The following is a 19,700-nucleotide window of genomic DNA, read 5'->3' as shown; positions in this document are numbered from 1 at the left end:
ATTTATTTAATCCTTCAAGGATTTTAAAAACTGGTTAACTCCATTGGTATTTTACATTTTCTCATTTGCCAATGCAAGTTGCAATCTTTAGCAATCCGCTCGAGCGATAATAAATCTTTTAGTTAAAAAATCTACTATCCTTTCATTCCTTTTGGTATAAAGCGTGAAAAACTTGTCCATGATAAGACTAGAACTTTTAAAAATCGTCAGGATCATGTCTGACACCGTTAATTGGAAAATTTTATTAGGGAGTTGAAAAAATATGAAAGTTCGTCAAGACGCATGGACAGATGAGAATGATCTGCTGTTGGCCGAAACTGTCCTCCGGCATGTCCGCGAAGGCAGTACACAGCTGAACGCCTTTGAAGAGGTAGGGGACAAGCTGAACCGGACCTCCGCGGCCTGCGGCTTCAGATGGAACGCCGTCGTCCGCCACCGCTATGAAAAAGCATTGCAGTTAGCCAAAAAGCAGCGGAAACAAAGACAAAGAGTTTTGGGCAAGGACCAGGGCGGCAAGAAAAAGCTGCTGTACAGTCCGCCGGAAACTGTTACCACCGCGGCAGAGGAAATGGAAACATTGCCGCTGCCAGCCGAAATGCCGCTGGAAACTACTGTTGAAGTGCCGGAAATGACCCTTGAATTTGCCGCTGAAACGTATGTAAAACCAGCTGTAACACAGACTTACAGGCAGCCGGCGACAACAGGACTCACGCTCGATTCAGTCATTAATTATTTGCAAAACTTTCATCATGCCAATCTGCAAAATGAAGCATTAAAAAGTGAGAATGAAAGATTGAAAAGGGAAATGGCAGAGCTAAGAAAGCAAAACGAGGAAATGGCTGCAAAGATTGCCGGACTCGAACAGAATTCCGAAACCATTCAGGAAGACTACGAGACACTCATGAAAATCATGAACAGGGCTAGAAAGCTTGTCTTATTTGAAGAAGAGGAAAGACCAGCGACAAAGTTCAAAATGGACCGCAACGGGAATCTAGAGAAAGTCGCTGAATAAGCGATAGCATTAGGAGAAGAGAATAAAGCGCAGCATCTTTATCATAGAAAGGCCGTAAATCCCTGTTGAATGGGTTTACGGCCTTTTTACCTGTTCATTCCGCTCGACAATCCTCTGAAAATAACCGGGGAATAATCCCAGCTCGAACTCATTCAATTGCCCTGCATATAAATAATCACTATTCGCCTTTAACTGGTTTAATAGACGCAGCATCACATCGGCAATCGTGAAATCGGTCTCCAGCAATTCCGAAAGCGAAGCCATAACCTCAGGGACAATTTCCGGGAAGACGAATTTTGTTTGTTCGGCTTGTTTCGCCCGCTGGTAAAATTGCTTCACAAGCTCGGCCCGGTTTCTGCCGCTGCCATTGACACAGAGATAAATCTGAACCGCGACCCCTTTCTTGAGGCGGCGCTGGGAGATGCCGGCAAACTTTTTTCCATTGATACTAAGGTCATAGCTGCCCGGGCAGTAGGAGCCGACAATTTCCCTGGCCTCTATCTCGTACGGGAAATCAGCAAACATCTTTTGAATCAGCTGCCACATCGCTTCATAGCCGCGATTGATATCAATCCCTTTTTCAGCCTCTGGAAAAATTAACGAGATATTAAGGACACCTTCGTCCAGAATGACCGCTAGGCCGCCGGAATTCCGGATAATCACTTCGTAGCCCTGCTGCTGTAGAAATTCCATCCCTTCCTGCAAGAACGGTAATTTTGTATCCTGGATGCCAAGGACCATCGTATTGTGATGAACCCATGTCCTTGCCGTCGCCGGCGCCTCGCCCGCCCCGACCGAGGCACAGATAGTATCGTCGGTGCCGAACGATTGAATTGCTTGAAAATGGATCCCGACCGCGGACTGGTCAATGATCCGCCACTCGGGCTGGTGCAGTAAGTCTTCCATGTTGTGATCTCCTCTTTTTTTAAATAATTATATCAAATGAGAGGTAGAACTTTTGAAAAATATACGTTTCTTGAAAACTTGACTCACTTTTTTCGTTTGAAAGGAGGCGTTTTTTTGTTTTGGCTACTTTTCGATGGGTTTTGGATATTTTTTCACCTGTTTTGGCTATTTTCTGAGGGGTTTTGGCTACCTTTTCACTCGTTATGGCTATTTTTCGACCCCTTTTGGCTAATTAGACATTTTCTGTAAAAAAATCACCATTAGGTTACGAAAAAAGGAGCCAGCCCACACCCGGACCAGCCCCAAATCTCTTACAAACCCTGCCCCGCGGTAATTAAAGCGAGCTTGTACACATCTTCTTCATTACAACCGCGTGATAAATCATTTACTGGCGCATTTAAGCCTTGCAAAATCGGGCCAACTGCTTCAAATCCACCCAAACGCTGAGCAATTTTATAACCAATGTTACCAGCTTCAAGGCTAGGGAAGATAAACACGTTCGCATCGCCTTGCAAGACAGAACCGGGCGCCTTACTTTTGGCCACCGATGGAACAAATGCAGCATCGAACTGAAACTCTCCGTCGACCACTAGCGTTGCATCACGGCGTTTCGCCTCCGCCACGGCTTCAATCACTTTTTCTGTTTCCTCCGATTTAGCTGAACCCTTCGTTGAAAAGCTCAACATCGCAATCCGCGGCTCGATATCGAACATCTCCGCCGTTTTCGCACTTTCCACAGCGATTTCCGCTAAATCATTGCTGTCAGGGGCAATATTAATCGCACAGTCGGCAAATACGTATTTTTCATCCTCACGTACCATGATGAACACACCGGATGTTTTCTTGACGCCTGGCTTTGTCTTAATAATTTGCAGCGCCGGGCGCACCGTGTCCGCGGTTGAATGGGCCGCGCCACTCACCAAACCATGCGCTTTATTTAAGTACACAAGCATCGTCCCGAAATAGTTTTCATCGAGGAGAATCTTACGTGCGTCTTCCTCGGTTGCTTTCCCTTTTCGGCGCTCGACAAACGAAGCAACTAATTCATCCATGCCTGCATAGCTCGCCGGATCATAGATTTCCGCAGACTCTAGCGAAACGCCGACCTCTGCCGCTTTTGCCTGTACCTGTTCAATATTGCCAATCAAAATCGGCGTCAGTAATTTTTCAGCAGCCAACCGGCCAGCTGCACGGACAACCCGCTCGTCCAATCCTTCTGGAAACACAATTTTCAACTCGCGACCGGAAATTTTACCCTTTAAACCTTCAAATAAATCACTCACACTAAACCCTCCTCCTTAAACAAACTCCATTATTAGCATACTTTACCGTGGTAAAATTTCAAGCAAAGTAGTCACAGACAGCGTTTTCATTGATAAATTTTTTTAAAAAATGGCACTCTCCGTTTTACTATTACCTTTTTTTGATAAAAATAACCACTTGCCGTGAACGAGAGGTTTATTCATTCGCCTCTTGGTCAAACTATGATATAGTTATAAACAGAATTATCATTTAGGAGTGATTATAATGAGTGAAGCAGCACAAACACTTGATGGCTGGTATTGCCTTCATGATTTCCGTACGGTGGATTGGACGACTTGGAAAATGATTTCTAGTGACGAGCGCCAGGCAGCCATTCATGAGTTTTTAAGCCTAATAGAAAAATGGAATCAAAAACAAGATCGTAAAGAAGGCAGCCATGCTTTATATACAATTGTCGGTCAAAAGGCTGATTTTATGATGATGATCCTTCGTCCAACAATGGAAGAGTTGAATGAAATTGAAACCGAATTCAACAAAACGAAACTGGCTGAATTCACAATTCCGGCTCATTCCTATGTTTCGGTTGTTGAGCTCAGCAACTACCTGCCAGGAGGAGAGGATCCATACCAAAATCCGCAAGTCCTTGCACGCCTGTATCCAACATTACCAAAAACAAAGCATGTCTGCTTCTATCCAATGGATAAACGCCGCCAGGGCAATGACAACTGGTACATGCTGCCGATGGAAGAGCGCCGCAGCATGATGCGCAGCCACGGGATGATTGGCCGTACATATGCAGGGAAAGTAAAGCAAATCATCACTGGTTCCGTTGGTTTTGATGACTATGAATGGGGCGTGACCTTGTTTGCCGAGGATGTTCTCCAATTTAAAAAGCTCGTCTATGAAATGCGTTTTGATGAAGTAAGTGCCCGTTACGGTGAATTCGGTGCCTTCTTTGTCGGTAATCTGCTGGAGGAAGAACGCGTATCCAATTTCCTTCACGTCTAAAAAAAAGTTCTCAGGCTTCGGCTTGGGAGCTTTTTTGCTTTTTCTAGCTGATAAACAAGTCATATTTCATCCTTTCCCCTCATACTAATAAAACAGCGAGTCTTAAGTTTTAAAACCCAGGGACCTCATCAAAGAGAGGTGAGAAAAGAGGGATTTATTCCATGCCCTACTGGAACCGATTTGGGGTTTAGGGAGTATGAATAGAATGTTGGGCCATTCGTTAATCATTTTTAGGAGGGAAAAAGATGAGCCAATATTACAATCAACAGGGATTTCAGCCCTATACCGGTGCAGCTGGACAGCAGGGGGCACAGCCTATGGCAGGCGGGGGGCAGGGTTTTATGCCTCAACAGCAAGGTTTTCCGCAATTTCCACCAGCTGCATCTGGGGGATTCCCGCCACCAGCTGGTGGGCCCGTGACGTTCCCGGCTCCACCAGCTGGAGGGGCCCAAGTGCCAGGCATGCTGCCAATTGAGCAGTCATACATCGAAAACATTTTACGTTTAAACAAAGGAAAACTCGTCCACGTCTTTGCAACTTTTGAAGGGAACACCCAATGGAATGCGAAGGAATTTACCGGGATTATTGAAGCGGCAGGAAGGGATCATGTCATCTTAAGTGATCCCCAGAAAGGAACACGTTACCTTATCCCAATGGTCGCCGTTGACTACATTACATTTGCGGAAGAAATCGAGTATGAGTCTGCATTCGGTGGTGCCCCGTCCTTAAGCACCTTTCCACCAAGATAAGTGAAACCATAAAAACACCAATTGGCGCACAATTGGTGTTTTCTTTTTGAAAAAGTTTAAAAGTTCTTCACTGCGCCAACAATCATCAGAATCCATGCGGCTAAGAAACAAACGCCGCCAATTGGCGTAATTGCGCCCAGGACGCCTACCTTCGTCAAGCTCAATAGGTACAAGCTGCCGCTGAAAAAAATAATCCCTGCAAGCATTAGCCATCCCGACCAGCTGAATAACGAGCTAGCACCTGCCTTCCCAAGAAGAATCCCAATGATTAAAATCCCTGTCGCATGGAACATTTGATAGGTAACACCGGTTTTCCAAATCTCTAAATAATGCGCATCGAGCCTGTCCTTTAACCCGTGTGCACCGAAGGCACCAAGCGCAACGGCCACAAAGGCATTGATGGCGCCCACAATAATAAATGCTTTCATCTATAATTCCTCCATTTTAAAAATCAAGTAACGAATCGCCGTTCGCCTCGTCGTCCATCTCTATTTTTTTCCCTTGTTGCAGCGTGGACGGCTGCTGGAAAACTTGCTGATTCAGCTGCGGCTGCTGAAAAACTTCCTGCGTGATAACAGGAGCAGCTTGGTTGAATCGCACTTCCGAATTCGCCGCTGGCTTTTCGTCAAGAATCAATTCGCATAATATTTTAATCGAGTAAATCTTTTCCCGCAAACTTTCCTGCTTGGCACTACTTTTCGCCAGCTTTAATTCTTCATCTATTTTTGCTAATAATGTCTGCACAGGTATATTCACTTCAAACATTTCCCTTCTGTTTCTCTTCTTTCGACAATATTCTCCTGTTCCACGTGAAACAAGTCAAAATTTGTCAACATTAAAAGGTCTCATATATAACTGAACCTGTTTGCGATTGATCATAATCGCCCAGAGAGCTGATTTCTGTTTGAAACAATGAAGACGATAAAATCTCTTTGACAATCCGGATAAGCGTTTCATTTTCAGGCGTTTTTAACAGGACGAGATCATACCGTTCGATAATTAACGGGACAAAGTCAATGCCGACCATTTTTGCCGCCTTTTCAATTCCTACGCCGACATCGGCCTTGCCAGTCGCAACGACAGAAGCGACACTTAAATGATTCGTTTCCTCGTGTTCATACCCGATAATCGACTTTGATGCAAGGTTGTGAATTCTAAGCTGTTCATCAAGCAGGATTCTTGCTCCCGACCCTTTTTCACGATTGATCATCGTGATATGCGGCTGACTTAAATCCGTCCAAGAAGTAAGGTTGAGCGGATTTCCTTTTTTAACATATAATCCTGCTTTTCTGGCAACAAGATTGAGGACAATGTATCGGTTCCCGGTTAAAATTCTTTTAACATATGGCAGATTATATTCTCCCGTATCGCCATCAAACATATGTAAACTCACAATATCACAGTCCCCATTATATAAAGAGATGAGGCTGTTTAAGCTGCCGGAATACGACCGGAGTGACTTATAGGGAGAACATTTCTCGATCTGTTTTCCGAGAATATCAAGGACAATATCCTGTCCGCTAATGACGACGTTGTGGGATTCCCTCATTTCCGTTCTGTGTGATTCCGGAGCAGGAACTGCGGAAGCGGGCATTTGCGCAGACTTCTGATTTTTTATATACCGGTCTAAATCGGCTGCATCCATCCGCATTTGTCTGCCGACACGGAATACGGGAAGCTCCCCTTTTTTTATCAAATCATAGATCGTAAGTTTCGATACTTTTAACAGCTGCGAAACCTCTTCTATCGTATAGGAAATCTCCTTAGACATGTTCATCCCCTCCTCATTCTATTGTATCTCATTACTTTTTAAAAAGCATTTTGCAAAAAATTTGTGATGTTTTTCATAGTATTACTAATTATAACTAGTTATAATTAGTTATATCTAATTATAAGGAGAGGGATGAATTTGAAAAAAAGTTATTTATTATTTTTATCGGTAATGATGTTTTTACTTGTCATTACTGGATGCTCCACTAATGATCAAAGTAAAAAACCGGCTGAAGAAAAACAAGCAGCACCTAAAGAGAAGGTTGAATTAACCATTTCAGCAGCCGCAAGTTTACAAGACGCCTTAACCGAAATTACGTCAAATTTTAATAAAGAGCATGCTAATGTGAAAATCAACTTCAATTATGGCGCTTCCGGAGCATTACAACAGCAAATTTCTCAAGGAGCACCGGTTGACCTGTTCTTCTCGGCAGCGGAAGATAAATTCCAGCAATTAGTGTCAGAGGATCTAATTGACAAGAAAAATGGCATTGATCTTGTCGGAAATGAATTGGTGCTAGTTGTTCCCAAAGACTCAGCAAGAGGAATTAAAACGTTTGAAGACCTGCCAAAAGCAGATAAGATTTCAATCGGTACTCCTGAATCGGTACCAGCCGGTAAATATGGGAAAGAGGTATTAGGAAACTTAAAGATCTGGAGCACTGTTGAAGGAAAAATCGTCTATGCCAAGGATGTACGCCAAGTGCTTACATATGTGGAAACAGGGAATGTTGATGCTGGAATGGTGTATAAAACAGATGCGTTGACATCGAAAAAAGTAGAGATTGCCGCAACGGCGAGTGAATTGACCCATACCCCTATCATCTATCCTGTAGGAGTCATCAAGGCAAGTAGCCATCAAAAAGAAGCTATGCTATTCTATGATTATCTACAAACGAAAGCAGCAATGGACGTTTTTGAAAAATACGGATTTAAAGGACTGTAAAAAGCTAACATGACAGACCACTTTTGGGATCCTGTTAAACTCTCACTTGAGATTGCTGTTGTTTCAGGATTCATTGTACTGATTTTGGGGTTATTTTTAGGAAAATGGATGGCGAAGGCAAGGTTCAAAGGGAAGGCCATTATCGAAACGGTTTTCCTGTTACCATTAGTGTTACCGCCAACGGTTGTTGGCTTCCTGTTACTTGTGATCTTTGGAAAAAAGAGTCCCATTGGCCAATTCATCGAATCGATTTTTAAGCAGCCGATTATTTTTACTTGGTGGGCAGCCGTTCTTGCGGCTGTAGTGGTCGCTTTTCCGCTCATGTATCAATCAGCTAAAACCGGATTTGAAGAGGTCGATGGTGACGTGGAGGATGCAGCGCGGGTTGATGGAGCAAGTCGGTTCCAGATTTTCTTGTTTGTTTCTATCCCGCTCGCCTTGAAATCGATTATCTCCGGCGGAATCTTAAGTTTTGCCCGCGCGTTAGGTGAGTTTGGCGCCACGCTCATGTTCGCCGGAAATATCCCCGGGAAAACGCAAACCACCCCTACTGCTATCTATGTCGCCATTGACTCGGGCAACATGCAGATGGCTTGGCTTTGGGTTTTCTGCATGATTGGCATCTCATTTCTGATGTTAGTCTGCGTGCAACTTTCGAGGGGGAAAAGCTAAATAGCACAGGAAAACCCGTACCAATGCTGGTACGGGTTTGATTTTTGTTCAGTTAATTATCCCAAAATCCGTTGATAAAGCGACTTGGCGTGTGTTAAATCCTTTGTCCCGTGTATCAGGGCACGACCGTCTTGAAAAATAACCATCCGTTCGGCGCCGATTTCTACTGATATTAAATATGGATTTCCTTTTACGGTGTAACCTAGCGCGCTCAGCTGCCCAGCGAGCTGATCGAGTGAAATTTCCCCGGCAGAAGACGGGCGAATTTGCACGGTATCGCGGCCGCATAGCACCGTCGTCTTCGTCATATTCTCATGGTCCAAATAAGGATATGTCCGCTCCTCGCCACAAGACAAACAGCCGGCAAACTTCGCTTTTGACATTTTCATGCTTGTGTATTGATTCCGCCATAAATCAAAGCTGACCAACGAGTTTCGGACCGCATCCCAGTCCTCAACTAACATTTTCAATGCCTCCGCCGTTTGGTGGGCAATGACCATTTGTACGGCCGGTGAAATAATCCCGCCGGTATCACATGTCATCCCCTGGAGCGGGATGGTGCGTAATAAACAATTGAGGCACGGCGTTTTCCCGGGTATGATAGAAAAACTCATTCCAAAGCTGCCGACACATGCCCCGTAAATCCACGGTATCTTGTATTTTTGCGAAATATCGTTCATCATCATCCGCGTTTCAAAATTATCGGTGGCATCAAGCATCAAGTCAACATCACCGACAAGTTCTTCTAGCAATTCAGGTGTGGCATCGCCGATAATCGCGCGGATTTCGACGGCGGAATTAATCGCTCGCAGGCGTTTTTCCGCCGCCGCTGCTTTCGGCAGCTTCTCAGCGACATCCTCTTCGGTATAAAGCTGCTGGCGCTGGAGATTGCTGGCTTCGACATAATCACGGTCAATAATGGTAAGTTTGCCAACCCCGGCGCGCGCGAGGATTTCGGAACTGCCAGACCCTAAGGCGCCGGCACCAATGATGAGTACATGTTTGCTGCTAATTTTCGCTTGTCCTTCTTGGCCGATTCCCGGGAAAAGGACTTGCCGTGAATAGCGTTCGTTCATACTTTTTCCCCTTTTCTAACAGAAAACCCGCCAATTGGCGAGCTTTCAGGAGATATTGGAATACAATTTTTTAAAAATAGCTTTTATTGGTTTCTTTCCAGCCAGTTTTCCCCTCTAAAAGTAGCAAAATTTAAGGGGAATTTAAGTTTATTTGCGAATTTTCCGGTTTTATTTGCGAATTCTAGTGTTTTATTTGCGAATAACTACCTTTTATTTGCGAATAACCCCGTTTTATTTGCGAATCTAAAAATTCCGCCTTGCCCACAAAAAATCAACCGCCGCTCACCGGTGGAATAAACGCAATCTCGTCGCCATCGCGGATGACCTCGTCATTCGATGCAAACTCCTCGTTGATTGCCGTCATTACGGTTTCCATACGCGGTAAATCATACTTTTCCACAAGCTCATCCTTCAACTCGGCAACTGTTTTTCCACCGGCATCCAACGTTAAATACTCCGCGCCAACCGCATCGCGCAAGTGGGCAAAGAACAATACCTTATTCATCTAGATCACCCTCCTCAGGCTTGCCGCTTGGGTACGAGACCGTCTCGAGCTGGTTGCCCATCCATGATTCGCCGTCTTCCCAATGCTCTTTCTTCCAGATGGGAACGATTTCCTTAATCCGCTCAATCGCATAGCGGTTCGCTTCATAGGCATCGGCCCGGTGCGGCGTCGAAACCGCAATCACAACCGCGATATCGGTAATATCTAAGCGCCCGACCCGGTGTGTTATCGCAACCTGAGAACCGGCCCAGCACTCTTCAATCTCTGCGCCGATCTGCTCAAGCTTTTTCACCGCCATCGCTTCATATGCTTCATAGATTAAAAATAACGTCTTTTTGCCGTGCGTTAATTCGCGGACGGTGCCGATAAAGGTGGTTATCGCACCAGCCTCACGCTGGACTACTTTATCGATTACCGCTTGAATCTCAATCGGTTCTTTGGAAATTTCGTACATCCTCATGATTTCACCTCTTCGGCCAAACTCTTCAATACCGGATTTTTGACCACTTCATAGCCGCCGATTTTTTCAACCTGCTCGCGGAAGGCTGCCGATTGAAGGATCTCCACGAGCAGTCGGCCATGTTCACTTTCAAAAAAGCTGCGCTTCATCAGTAAATCATATTCCTCGTCGGCAACCGGGATAAAGTCTAAGCCCATCGCCTTTGCCGCAGGGTAAATCCCAAGCCCTGCGCCGCAGGTATCCCCGTTCACTTCCGCTGCAACCGCTAAATGGGAAAACATTTCCCGGTCATAACCAGTAATCTCTTCAGGATCCAAACCTGCCTCTTCCAGAAGCAGATCGAACAGAATTCGAGTGCCAGCGCCTTTTTGGCGGTTAACGAAGTTTGCCCCGGCCCGGACTAAATCAGCGACACCGGAAATCTCAAGCGGATTGCCTTTAGGCAGAATCCAGCCTTGCTTCCTTTTTAAAAATGGATAGAGCACGACGTCTTGCCCGGCTAGAATTTTTCTTACATACGAAATATTATATTGCTTTGTGTCTGGGTCAAGCAAATGAATGCCCGCTACATGGGCCTCACCCTTGCGAATCGCCATGATGCCGGCCATACTGCCGACATGCGAGGAAACAATTTTCATGTCGGTCCGCACCCGCTTTAACTGCGACGATAACAAGTCAATCGTTAAATCGTGGCTGCCGGAAAACACGATGGCCTGCTTGATTTCCTCAAGCGGGCGCAGCAATTCGACCTCCGCGAGTTCTCCCTGCTCATAGCCAATGACATTCGGCGGGACAATTAAGAGGCCGTCTGCCCTGACATAGGACATCGTTACCCCTGCTGCTCTTGTCAACGGATTGGCGACGAATTGTCCATCGACATAGCCGATATTCATGCGGACAAAATCTTCAGCACCCATTGATGAAACAATCCGGCGCCCAAGCTTGACGGTTACTTTCTGTCGCTCGGGTACCGGTACACTTAAATATTGACAGACAAGCGGCTGGACAAACCACTCTAAGGCCAGATATGCGGAAACAGGATAGCCTGGAACACCGACAACAATTTTTCCATTTATTTTTCCTAAAACAGTTGGTTTTCCAGGCCGTGCGGCGACCCCATGGGTATAGACCTCGCCGAGTTCGCCGATAATGTGGACCGTGAAGTCCTTCCTGCCAGCCGAGGAGCCGGCATTAATCACAATAACATCCGCGGTTTCCGCAGCCTCCAATAACACTTCTTTAATCTTTTCCGGCTCGTCCTTCACGATGGAATGGAGCCTCGGCTCGCCGCCCCAATCCTTAATAAAGCCAGAAAATACCGTGCCGTTAAATTCAATAATTTTTCCAGACGACAGTTCTGAATCCGCATCAACCAGCTCATTACCTGTTGGGATGATCGCCACTACTGGTTTTTTGACAACAGGAATAACTAGCTGCTGAGCGGCAAGCAGTACGCCTAAATCCGCCGGCCGTAACTGATGTCCCTGTGGAAAAAGCATTTCCTCTTGGACAATATCCTCACCAATCGGGCGGATATGCTGCCAGGGGGTGGCCGGTTCGATGATTTCAATCGTTTCTTCATCGACGACATGAACATGTTCAATCATAATCACGGCATTGAATGGCGAGGGAATCGCATTTCCTGTGTCGACAAAGCAAAACTCCGCACCTATTTTCAGATAAAGCGGATTTTGCTCATGGGCCTGATAGGTACGTTCGGCGACAACAGCAATCCCATCCATCGCCGAGGCGTGGTAGTGCGGCATGGACACCCGGGCAAAAATCGGCTCAGCGGTCACACGGCCCAAGGCTTCAGCGACAGCGAGATCCTCTTTCTCCGGGGTAAGGCTAGAAGCTGCAAGAATTTCCTCCCTGGCTTCGGCACGGGGTTTATCTTCTAAGTAAATTTTTCGTTTGTAGTGTTGATGATCCATTTTCTCATGCCCCCCTTACCGTGACGGAATCACAGGTACATATTCCCCCTGTGTTACGCCCTCTTTTTCTGAACTAATCTCGACAATGCCATCACTTTTTACCAATGTGGTAATCAAGCCGGATTTTCCGATAATCGGCTCGGCCCACCAGTCACCGTCCTGCTCAAACAAGCGGACACGGATATAATCCGAACGACCTGGCGAGGATGGGATGTTTTTCGTTATTTTTGCAAAAATTCGCTCCGGTTTCCGCTCGAGGATCTCGCCTGTCAGCGTCCGCAATATCCGCTCACCGAACAGCTTAAAAATAATCATCGCCGAGGCCGGGTGTCCCGGCAAGCCAATCACCGGTTTTCCGTCCGCCACTGCTAAAATCGTCGGCTTCCCCGGTTTAATTGAAATTCCATGTACAAAAACTCCGGGGTCACCTAAGGATTGAATCACATCGGTTGTATAGTCCTTGGCCCCGACAGAGCTGCCACCGGAGAGGATTAAACAATCGCATTGCTGATAAAGTTCAAACGCCTTTTGCCTGAATTCAGCAAAGTCATCCTTAACAATCCCGCCGTAAACAACCTCAACATTCCATTCGCTTGCAAGTCCGGCAATCGTTAAATAGTTAATATCGCGAATCTGCCCTATTTGAAGAGACCCCGTTTGATAGGGAACAATTTCGTCGCCGGAGGAAAGGTAGCCGGCCGTTATTTTTCGGAAAACGGTCACGTGAGTAATTCCTAACGAGGCGAGTGCCCCTAATTCCTGGGGGCGAAGCTTCGTTCCCGCTGCCAGGAGAATTTCCCCTTCGCGAATGTCTTCGCCTTTACGGATGACATTTTCCCCGGGTGCGATTTGCTTGTACGTATTGAGGAGGCCATCCACGTCTTCACAGTGTTCAATCATGAGAACGGAGTCGCTGCCGGCCGGAAGCATGCCTCCTGTGGGGACATATACGGCCTTCCCGGAGCTGACTGTCGCAGTCGGAACCTCGCCCATATGGACTTCCCCAGCAAGCGTTAAAAAGCCGGGCATCGATTCGGAGGAACCATACGTATCCTTGGCCCGAACAGCATAGCCGTCGACAGTCGAGCGGTCAAAACCAGGGACATTTTCCTGCGCCATCACCGGCTCGCCAAGAATATAATGGAGGGCGGCATCAAGCTCCCTCACCTCTGTTTGCTTAATGGCCGCAATTTTTTCGGCGATTAAGGTAAATGTCTCTTCCACTGTTTTTACTTTGAAAAATTGCATGGTTCCTCTTTTCCCCCTTAACTATCTGCTTCGGCCCACTTTTTGGCATCTTCATACTCATTTGGGTGATTCATATTGAAAAAAACTCGTTCAAGGTCAAGTTGGCTATAAGTTTGGAGCTCGCTTTCTGTCACATAGAGGACATTTAAGCGGTCAAGCAGATGTTTCATCCGCAAATTACCTTCTTCGATACTCTTGGCCGCTTCTCCTGCTATTTTTTTATGAAAAACAGCAAATAACGGGTGCTGTTTTCCATTGATCACAGGGATAACGGCATCATAATGGCCGCAAGCATGGACAAGGGCCTCGGCAAGCTCGACGGAAACAAATGGCATGTCACAGGCGACGATAAAATTCACATCGTAATCAGAAGCTGTTAAGCCTGCGTGAACGCCCGCCAGCGGTCCCATTCCTGGATAATGGTCCGAGGTCATGTTCATTTCTAAAAATTCATAGGTCTCTGTTTCATTCGTTACGAGAATTATATCATCAAAGAGCAGTTTAAGCGCATCCCGGGTTCGTTCGATAGTGGTTTTCTCGTTAATTTTTAAGAGTGCTTTATTCGTGCCCATCCTGCTCGACTTTCCGCCTGCTAAAATAATTGCGGCAGCTTTCATGAAATTCCACCTACTTAATTCGTACTTTTTTTCTCTCCAACCGCATGATAGCCATTCTCCTGGGCTACAAAATCAAGATGAATCGAGTTCAAATCGAGTAAAGCAGCGGAGGGCTGACTGATATATTGTCTTGTATCTATAATTTTAGTATAGCCGTGGCAAGTATCGCAAACTTGTATTTGTGAAACCGCATCGCCTTCAACCGTAAGAAATTGGATGGTCTTATGGTCTTCATTACCGCAATGGGAGCATTCGAGACGCTTGGCATGCCAATGAGCAAGGCAGCGCGGGCAATGGATAACCTTTTTCCCCTCTTCTTTAAGAGTGGCTAATCTTACTGGTTCGCCGCAAACAGGACAGCCTGCCCCTGGGGTTGAATGATGGATTTCGTGCTGGACCTTTTCAGCGGTCAATTGTAAGTATGGACGAAGGGCGGTTTCTGCGAGGAATTGCGGGATCCATCCCTCGAGGCCGTGACTATCGGCAAAGCTGGCAAAATAAACATGATTAAAAGCAAACGCCTCCTCAATCCAGCGAATCGCTATTTCTTCATTTAGCAGGCCCGTGATGCCCGAAAGCTTTGGCTCAAGTTCTGGATTGCCGTTTACGAGGATGGCATTTATTTCCTCTATCCACTGTAGGAATAGTGAAATTTCAAAATCAATAGCCGTTAGTGCAGCTGCAGGCACTCCTGCTTCCATGGCCGCCTTATCAAGATTTGGCCTGATTGTTTCCGGGTTAAGCATGTGTTTCCACTGTTCCTGAAGCTTGACGATTTCCTTGTGCAGTTCCTGGTATTCTTTTGAAACAACGGATTTAATCATCGTTGTCGCACCTCTTTTTTGTATTTTTTAAAGGAATGGCTGTCCTGTTACAGACAGCCATGGTTTATATATGTTTTACTTTCGTCTAAATCAAGCGCCTCTTTTATGCTTTGGATCATCTAAGTCAGGGAAGTTACCCTTTTTCACTTCTTCATCATACCAGTCACCATAGTGGCCTTTTGCCCACCAGGCAGGAACTTTTCCATTGACTACGCCGGAATATCCTGGTCTAGAGTGTTTATGAACGACAGATAGATAGATGTGTCCAACGATTACGGCAATTCCTAACCCAAAACCAACGTTATGAAGGAAGTAGCCCCATTGCACAAGCGCTCTTGGGAAGTACTCAGGGAACCACATGGTGAAACCTGAAACAATAACCAAAATGGCACATAAAATCTGAAGAATCGAGTTAATTTTTTCCCCAGCGTTAAAGAAGGTTTGTTTAATATGCTTAAACTTGAAGCCGAATAATTCTTTAACGAATTCACTGAAGAATTGAAGGTCACGCTTCTTCCATGTGATTAATTCTTTCATCCAATGGAAAAAGAACTTCGGACTAAAGATTAACAAGATAAAGGTAGGCGTTATGAACGCTACCGCAAAGATTCGGTGCAGGAGCCGGGCCATGGCCGGGCCGCCAAAAACCGGATACAGCCAGTTAAAGAAGTCGGTATACATTGGCAGGGCCGTGATGTAAAGAGCAAAGAATGCAAGTCCATTGATTGCGTGTGCCCAAACAAACGCCTTTGGGAAGCGGCGAATCTTGACATCCGCTTTTGGGTGCTTTTGATAATTACTCATCGCTGCCACCTCCTTCTTCTGCGTCATTACCCGCTTTTTTACTGAAAAACTTATTGGCAACAAATGCACCGACAACGGCCATTGTTGTAGCGCCAATCATTGCTTTCCCGATTGGCTGCGCATAATCCTTCCATAAAACAGCTGAGGTTGGCACTTTTGGATTTTCAGGAAGGCCGTAAACGCTCGGCTTCTCAGCTAGTACGTAAACCGTATGCGTACCGCCAACACCTTGTGGGTTATAGACCATGGCGTTCGGGTAACGATCCTTCATTTCCTTGACGCGCAGCTCGGCTTTTTGAATCATCGCGTCTTTATCGCCAAACTCCATCGCGCCCGTGTGACAGGTTGTTACGCAGGCAGGCTGTAAGCCCTCATCGATTCGGTCGGTACACATCGTACACTTATGGGCTTTGCGATACTCTTTGCCATGCTTATCCTTATATTCCTTCAAGGAAATCACTTCAAACGGGCAGTTTTGCACACAATAACCGCAGCCGACACACTTGTCATGATCAATGACAACTGTTCCATACTTCGTATAGCTAATCGCATTTTCAGGACAAACCTTTTCACACGCAGCATCGGTACAATGGAAGCAAGAAGAATGACGGAACAGGTAGTCTAAATCACCTTTCCCATTTTCGTGCTCGATGTATTGCAGGACATTCCATGTATCCGCTGTTGTTTTCGCATGTGATTGAACACTGCCAAGGAATTCCGTCTTTTCAGCAGGCAGGTCATTCCAGTTTTTACAGGCAACCATACAGGCACGGCAGCCGTCACACTTTGTGACATCGACATATTTCACATATTCTTTAGCCATTAGTCAGCCCTCCTAACATTACAGAGGAATGCTTTGTATTCAGGAATCGTTGTATTGGCATCGCCAATATGCGGTGTTAACCGGTTCGCTGTATCGCCTGTAGCAAATCCCTTATAGCCGAAGTGCCATGGCATTCCAATTTGATGAACTTTTTTGCCGCTAACACTATAAGGCTTAAAGCGTTTTGTCACCATTGCATAGGCTTTGATTTCTCCACGTGCTGAGCTGACAATGATTTTGTCCTTATTCTTGATGCCTTTTTCTTTGGCAAGTTCTTCACTCATTTCAACAAACATGTGACCGGCAAGCTCTGAAAGCCATTCTTGGTTCCGTGTCATTGATCCAGATTGCCAGTGTTCACTCACCCGGTAGGTTGTTGCAACAATCGGGAAGTTTTTCTTATCGCCTTTTTTATTAAAATCTCCCTCAATCACCACGGCAGCCGGGTTCAATTGCGTATTGGAAAACGCATTTGGAACAGGGCTTTCAAATGGTTCATAGTGTTCAGGGAATGGTCCATCATTCAGTGTAGGGGCAAATAATAAGCCTACACCATCTTTATTCATCATAAACGCACCGGTACCACCTGGTTCAGTTGGTGCTGTAACTGCCTTAAAGTCCGGTACATCATTGCCGACCCATTTCTTCTCGGCACCATCCCACCAGATAACCGCTTTTTCTTTGCTCCATGGCTTACCGCTTGGGTCTGCTGAGGCACGGTTGTAAAGAATCCGGCGGTTCATCGGCCAAGCATAGGACCAGTTCAAATAGTGATCGCCGCCTGTGTCCTTGTTGTCACGGTTCTTCGATTTGTTCTTGCCTTCTTCAGGATAGAAGCCGGAATAAATCCAGTTTCCGCTTGAAGTGGTCCCGTCATCTAACAAAGCGCCGAAGCTAGCGATTAATTTACCGGTCTTCAGGTCATAGCCGTTGATTTCTTTCGCAACAAGGTCAATATCTGGTTCTTCCCCTGTTCCGTAGTTCCAATCAAGCGCTAAGAATGGTTTGTCAGCCGATTTTGGACTGTTCGCATATAGCTTTTTCAGTTTTAATGCAAGCTCATGAATGATATCAAGGTCTGGTCTTGCTTCGCCTCTTGAATCAATCGCCTTCCAGCGGTATTGCATCCAGCGCGAGCTGTTGGAAACACTGCCCTCTTTTTCAAACGAAGCGCTTGCTGGAAGCAGGAATACCTCGGTATTGATTTTCGCAGGATCGCTGCCGGCCTCTTTTTGCCAGAACGATGATGTTTCCGTTTCCCAAAGGTCAACTGCAACCATCCACTTCAGATTTCCAAGTGCCTCTTTTTCCTTACCGGCGTTCGGGCCCCCTACAACTGGGTTTGTGCCAAACAGGAACGTTCCATCTAGCTCACCCTTGTACATCGCATTAAATAGATTGATATGTGAGTAGTTTTTATTTCCCTTTGGTAAGAATTGATAGCCAAACTCGTTTTCTGCCGTCGCGTTTGTGCCATACCATGCCTTCAGTAAGCTGACAACGAATTTTGGCTTATTGCTCCAGTAGCCTGTTTTTGGTGTTTCTTTTTCCAAATAGCCTTTCAGGGTGGCATGCTCTGGGACGGTTGCTTTTGGTGCACCTAGATAACCAGTTAAGTTATCAAATAATAAGCCGAAGTCCGTTGAGCCTTGAACGTTGGATTCGCCGCGCATCGCGTTGATTCCGCCGCCTGGTAGGCCAATGTTTCCTAACAGCAATTGCAGAATCGCATAGATGCGGACGTTTTGTGAGCCGACAGTATGCTGAGTGGTTCCCATTGCATACATGATTGTTCCTGCTTTGCCGACCTTGCCTGTTTCACAGAAGGTTTTACAAACCTGTAAGTAATCTTTTTTGGCTGTTCCGGTTACAGCTGTGACCGTGTCGACATCATAACGGGAATAGTGTTTTTTCATTAATTGAAAAACGGAACGTGGATTTTCTAATGTTTCATCCTTTACCGGCTTGCCGTCTTCCGTTGTTTCAATCGCCCATTTTGTTTTATCGTAGGCTCTTTTTGTTTCGTCATAGCCTGAGAATAGGCCATCGTTAAAGTCATAGCCTTCTTTGACAATAAAGGCAGCGTTTGTATAGGTAGCAACATACTCTTTGTGGATGAGATTGTTTTCAAGCGCATAGTTAATCATCCCGCCGATAAACGGAATATCCGTACCGGAGCGAAGCGCAGCGTACACATCAGCCTGTGCGGATGTACGTGTGTAACGCGGATCGACAGAAACGATTTTTCCGCCGTTTTCTTTCGCTTTCGTTAGCCATCTAAAGCTAATCGGGTGATTTTCTGCAGGGTTTGCGCCAATAATCAATGCACAATCGGTATGCTGCAGATCATTCCAATGGTTAGTCATTGCTCCACGACCAAATGTAGGTGCCAGACCGGCAACCGTTGAACTATGTCATATTCGTGCCTGGTGCTCTAAGTAGGTGACACCAAGCCCTCTCATTAGTTTCGCGAGCAAATAGGTTTCTTCATTATCAAGTGCCGCCCCGCCAAGGCTGGCAATTCTTTCTGTTTTATTGACGGTTACTCCATTTTCTACTTCGACAAACGAACGATCGCGTGTTTCTTTGGTGCGTTTGGCAATGGTATCAAGCATCCATTCCCACTCTTTCTCTTCCCATTTATTGCTTCCTGGTGCACGATAAAGCGGTTTGGTTAAGCGTTTTTCAGATGTATAAAGCTGTCTTAATGTTGTTCCCTTGCTGCATAGTTTACCTTCGTTAATTGGGTTATCCGGATCCCCTTCCGTATAAACCACGGTATTGTTTTTGGTGTGAACGAGGATTCCGCATCCGACACCACAGTAGCAGCAAATGGTTGGTGTTACAGTTGCTTTGGCAATTTTGAATTCTTTTGAAGCAGCATAAGCCTTTTTATCGTTAAAGCCGAGCTCGACAACTGCGAGTGTTGCTGCTGTTGCGCCTGATAGCTTTAAAAATTGCCGGCGGTTTAAGTTCATTTCAACCATCACTATTCTCCTTCCCAAACATTGATTAGAACATCCCTTAAAAAAGTGAAAGCCCCTTAAGCGGTGCTAGACACTCTTTTTCTCTCTATTTGATTC

General features: G+C 45.8%; 20 protein-coding genes and 1 pseudogene. 5 read left to right on the top strand and 16 right to left on the bottom strand.

The window, feature by feature from the left end:
• The first annotated feature begins 262 nt into the window (after nt 1-262).
• The gene (locus tag BANVL01_RS19295; protein ID WP_066094011.1) at nt 263-1,012 is read left to right on the top strand and encodes an RsfA family transcriptional regulator; all 750 of its coding nucleotides are present in this window, start codon (nt 263-265) and stop codon (nt 1,010-1,012) included.
• Nucleotides 1,013-1,087: 75 nt separating this feature from the next.
• Here the strand turns inward: BANVL01_RS19295 and lipL are convergent, their stop codons facing one another.
• On the bottom strand, nt 1,088-1,918 hold the full coding sequence (gene lipL / locus BANVL01_RS19290) for an octanoyl-[GcvH]:protein N-octanoyltransferase (protein ID WP_066094014.1): 831 nt from the start codon (nt 1,916-1,918) through the stop codon (nt 1,088-1,090).
• Between the two features lie 311 nt (nt 1,919-2,229).
• A complete protein-coding gene (gene pta, locus BANVL01_RS19285; protein WP_066094017.1) occupies nt 2,230-3,201 on the bottom strand; it encodes a phosphate acetyltransferase in 972 nt (323 codons plus the stop codon).
• Nucleotides 3,202-3,445: 244 nt separating this feature from the next.
• Between pta and hemQ the strand changes: the two genes are divergently transcribed.
• Together hemQ and gerQ are read left to right on the top strand one after the other, a co-directional pair.
• Nucleotides 3,446-4,189 (top strand): hydrogen peroxide-dependent heme synthase, encoded by a 744-nt coding sequence (hemQ, locus tag BANVL01_RS19280; RefSeq protein WP_066094026.1) that lies wholly within the window; start codon nt 3,446-3,448, stop codon nt 4,187-4,189.
• A gap of 245 nt (nt 4,190-4,434) precedes the next feature.
• The gene (gene gerQ, locus BANVL01_RS19275) at nt 4,435-4,938 is read left to right on the top strand and encodes a spore coat protein GerQ (RefSeq protein WP_066094029.1); all 504 of its coding nucleotides are present in this window, start codon (nt 4,435-4,437) and stop codon (nt 4,936-4,938) included.
• 56 nt (nt 4,939-4,994) lie between these two features.
• Here the strand turns inward: gerQ and BANVL01_RS19270 are convergent, their stop codons facing one another.
• The 3 genes from BANVL01_RS19270 to BANVL01_RS19260 all read right to left on the bottom strand — a co-directional run bounded on the left by BANVL01_RS19270 (nt 4,995) and on the right by BANVL01_RS19260 (nt 6,709).
• Nucleotides 4,995-5,366 (bottom strand): DUF423 domain-containing protein, encoded by a 372-nt coding sequence (locus BANVL01_RS19270; protein WP_066094032.1) that lies wholly within the window; start codon nt 5,364-5,366, stop codon nt 4,995-4,997.
• Nucleotides 5,367-5,382: 16 nt separating this feature from the next.
• Entirely contained in the window at nt 5,383-5,682 is a 300-nt protein-coding gene (locus tag BANVL01_RS19265) for a YwdI family protein (RefSeq protein ID WP_218010677.1), read from the bottom strand.
• Nucleotides 5,683-5,773: 91 nt separating this feature from the next.
• A complete protein-coding gene (locus BANVL01_RS19260) occupies nt 5,774-6,709 on the bottom strand; it encodes a substrate-binding domain-containing protein (protein WP_066094035.1) in 936 nt (311 codons plus the stop codon).
• A 138-nt stretch (nt 6,710-6,847) separates the two neighbouring features.
• Here BANVL01_RS19260 and modA point away from each other — a divergent pair, with 138 nt between their 5' ends.
• Together modA and modB are read left to right on the top strand one after the other, a co-directional pair.
• Nucleotides 6,848-7,654, top strand: a complete 807-nt coding sequence (gene modA / locus BANVL01_RS19255; RefSeq protein WP_066094038.1) for a molybdate ABC transporter substrate-binding protein — start codon at nt 6,848-6,850, stop codon at nt 7,652-7,654.
• Between the two features lie 9 nt (nt 7,655-7,663).
• The gene (gene modB / locus BANVL01_RS19250) at nt 7,664-8,326 is read left to right on the top strand and encodes a molybdate ABC transporter permease subunit (protein WP_066094041.1); all 663 of its coding nucleotides are present in this window, start codon (nt 7,664-7,666) and stop codon (nt 8,324-8,326) included.
• A gap of 56 nt (nt 8,327-8,382) precedes the next feature.
• Here the strand turns inward: modB and BANVL01_RS19245 are convergent, their stop codons facing one another.
• The 11 genes and pseudogenes from BANVL01_RS19245 to BANVL01_RS28915 form a co-directional block, all read right to left on the bottom strand.
• Nucleotides 8,383-9,402, bottom strand: a complete 1,020-nt coding sequence (locus BANVL01_RS19245) for a thiazole biosynthesis adenylyltransferase ThiF (RefSeq protein WP_066094044.1) — start codon at nt 9,400-9,402, stop codon at nt 8,383-8,385.
• Nucleotides 9,403-9,673: 271 nt separating this feature from the next.
• Complete coding sequence (gene moaD, locus BANVL01_RS19240) at nt 9,674-9,907, bottom strand: molybdopterin converting factor subunit 1 (protein WP_066094049.1); 234 nt, start codon at nt 9,905-9,907, stop codon at nt 9,674-9,676.
• Complete coding sequence (locus tag BANVL01_RS19235; RefSeq protein WP_172800884.1) at nt 9,900-10,367, bottom strand: molybdenum cofactor biosynthesis protein MoaE; 468 nt, start codon at nt 10,365-10,367, stop codon at nt 9,900-9,902. Before BANVL01_RS19235 ends, moaD begins: the two co-directional genes overlap by 8 nt.
• The gene (locus BANVL01_RS19230) at nt 10,364-12,301 is read right to left on the bottom strand and encodes a molybdopterin biosynthesis protein (RefSeq protein WP_066094052.1); all 1,938 of its coding nucleotides are present in this window, start codon (nt 12,299-12,301) and stop codon (nt 10,364-10,366) included. Before BANVL01_RS19230 ends, BANVL01_RS19235 begins: the two co-directional genes overlap by 4 nt.
• 15 nt (nt 12,302-12,316) lie before the next feature.
• Nucleotides 12,317-13,549 carry a molybdopterin molybdotransferase MoeA gene (locus BANVL01_RS19225; RefSeq protein ID WP_066094054.1) on the bottom strand — a complete coding sequence of 411 codons (1,233 nt, stop codon included), beginning with the start codon at nt 13,547-13,549 and terminating at the stop codon, nt 12,317-12,319.
• A 17-nt stretch (nt 13,550-13,566) separates the two neighbouring features.
• The gene (mobA, locus tag BANVL01_RS19220; protein ID WP_066094057.1) at nt 13,567-14,166 is read right to left on the bottom strand and encodes a molybdenum cofactor guanylyltransferase; all 600 of its coding nucleotides are present in this window, start codon (nt 14,164-14,166) and stop codon (nt 13,567-13,569) included.
• A gap of 14 nt (nt 14,167-14,180) precedes the next feature.
• Nucleotides 14,181-14,990: a formate dehydrogenase accessory protein FdhE gene (locus BANVL01_RS19215; protein WP_066094060.1), complete on the bottom strand. Its 810-nt coding sequence runs from the start codon at nt 14,988-14,990 to the stop codon at nt 14,181-14,183.
• A 90-nt stretch (nt 14,991-15,080) separates the two neighbouring features.
• Nucleotides 15,081-15,794: a formate dehydrogenase subunit gamma gene (locus BANVL01_RS19210; RefSeq protein ID WP_066094063.1), complete on the bottom strand. Its 714-nt coding sequence runs from the start codon at nt 15,792-15,794 to the stop codon at nt 15,081-15,083.
• Nucleotides 15,787-16,617, bottom strand: a complete 831-nt coding sequence (locus BANVL01_RS19205) for a 4Fe-4S dicluster domain-containing protein (protein WP_066094065.1) — start codon at nt 16,615-16,617, stop codon at nt 15,787-15,789. The genes BANVL01_RS19210 and BANVL01_RS19205 overlap by 8 nt, the downstream gene beginning before the upstream one ends.
• Nucleotides 16,617-19,019 (bottom strand): annotated as a pseudogene (gene fdnG, locus BANVL01_RS19200) (formate dehydrogenase-N subunit alpha); the annotation flags it as partial. The pseudogene fdnG and the gene BANVL01_RS19205, both read right to left, overlap by 1 nt.
• A 12-nt stretch (nt 19,020-19,031) precedes the next feature.
• Nucleotides 19,032-19,604, bottom strand: coding sequence for a twin-arginine translocation signal domain-containing protein (locus BANVL01_RS28915; RefSeq protein WP_066094072.1), 573 nt, complete (start codon nt 19,602-19,604; stop codon nt 19,032-19,034).
• Nucleotides 19,605-19,700 lie beyond the last annotated feature (96 nt).

This window comes from Neobacillus novalis NBRC 102450 (assembly GCF_001591805.1).
In the GTDB taxonomy this organism is placed as follows: domain Bacteria; phylum Bacillota; class Bacilli; order Bacillales; family Cytobacillaceae; genus Neobacillus; species Neobacillus novalis.
The sequence above is the reverse complement of the archived record's forward strand: the minus strand, read 5'-3'. Positions and strand labels throughout refer to the sequence as shown.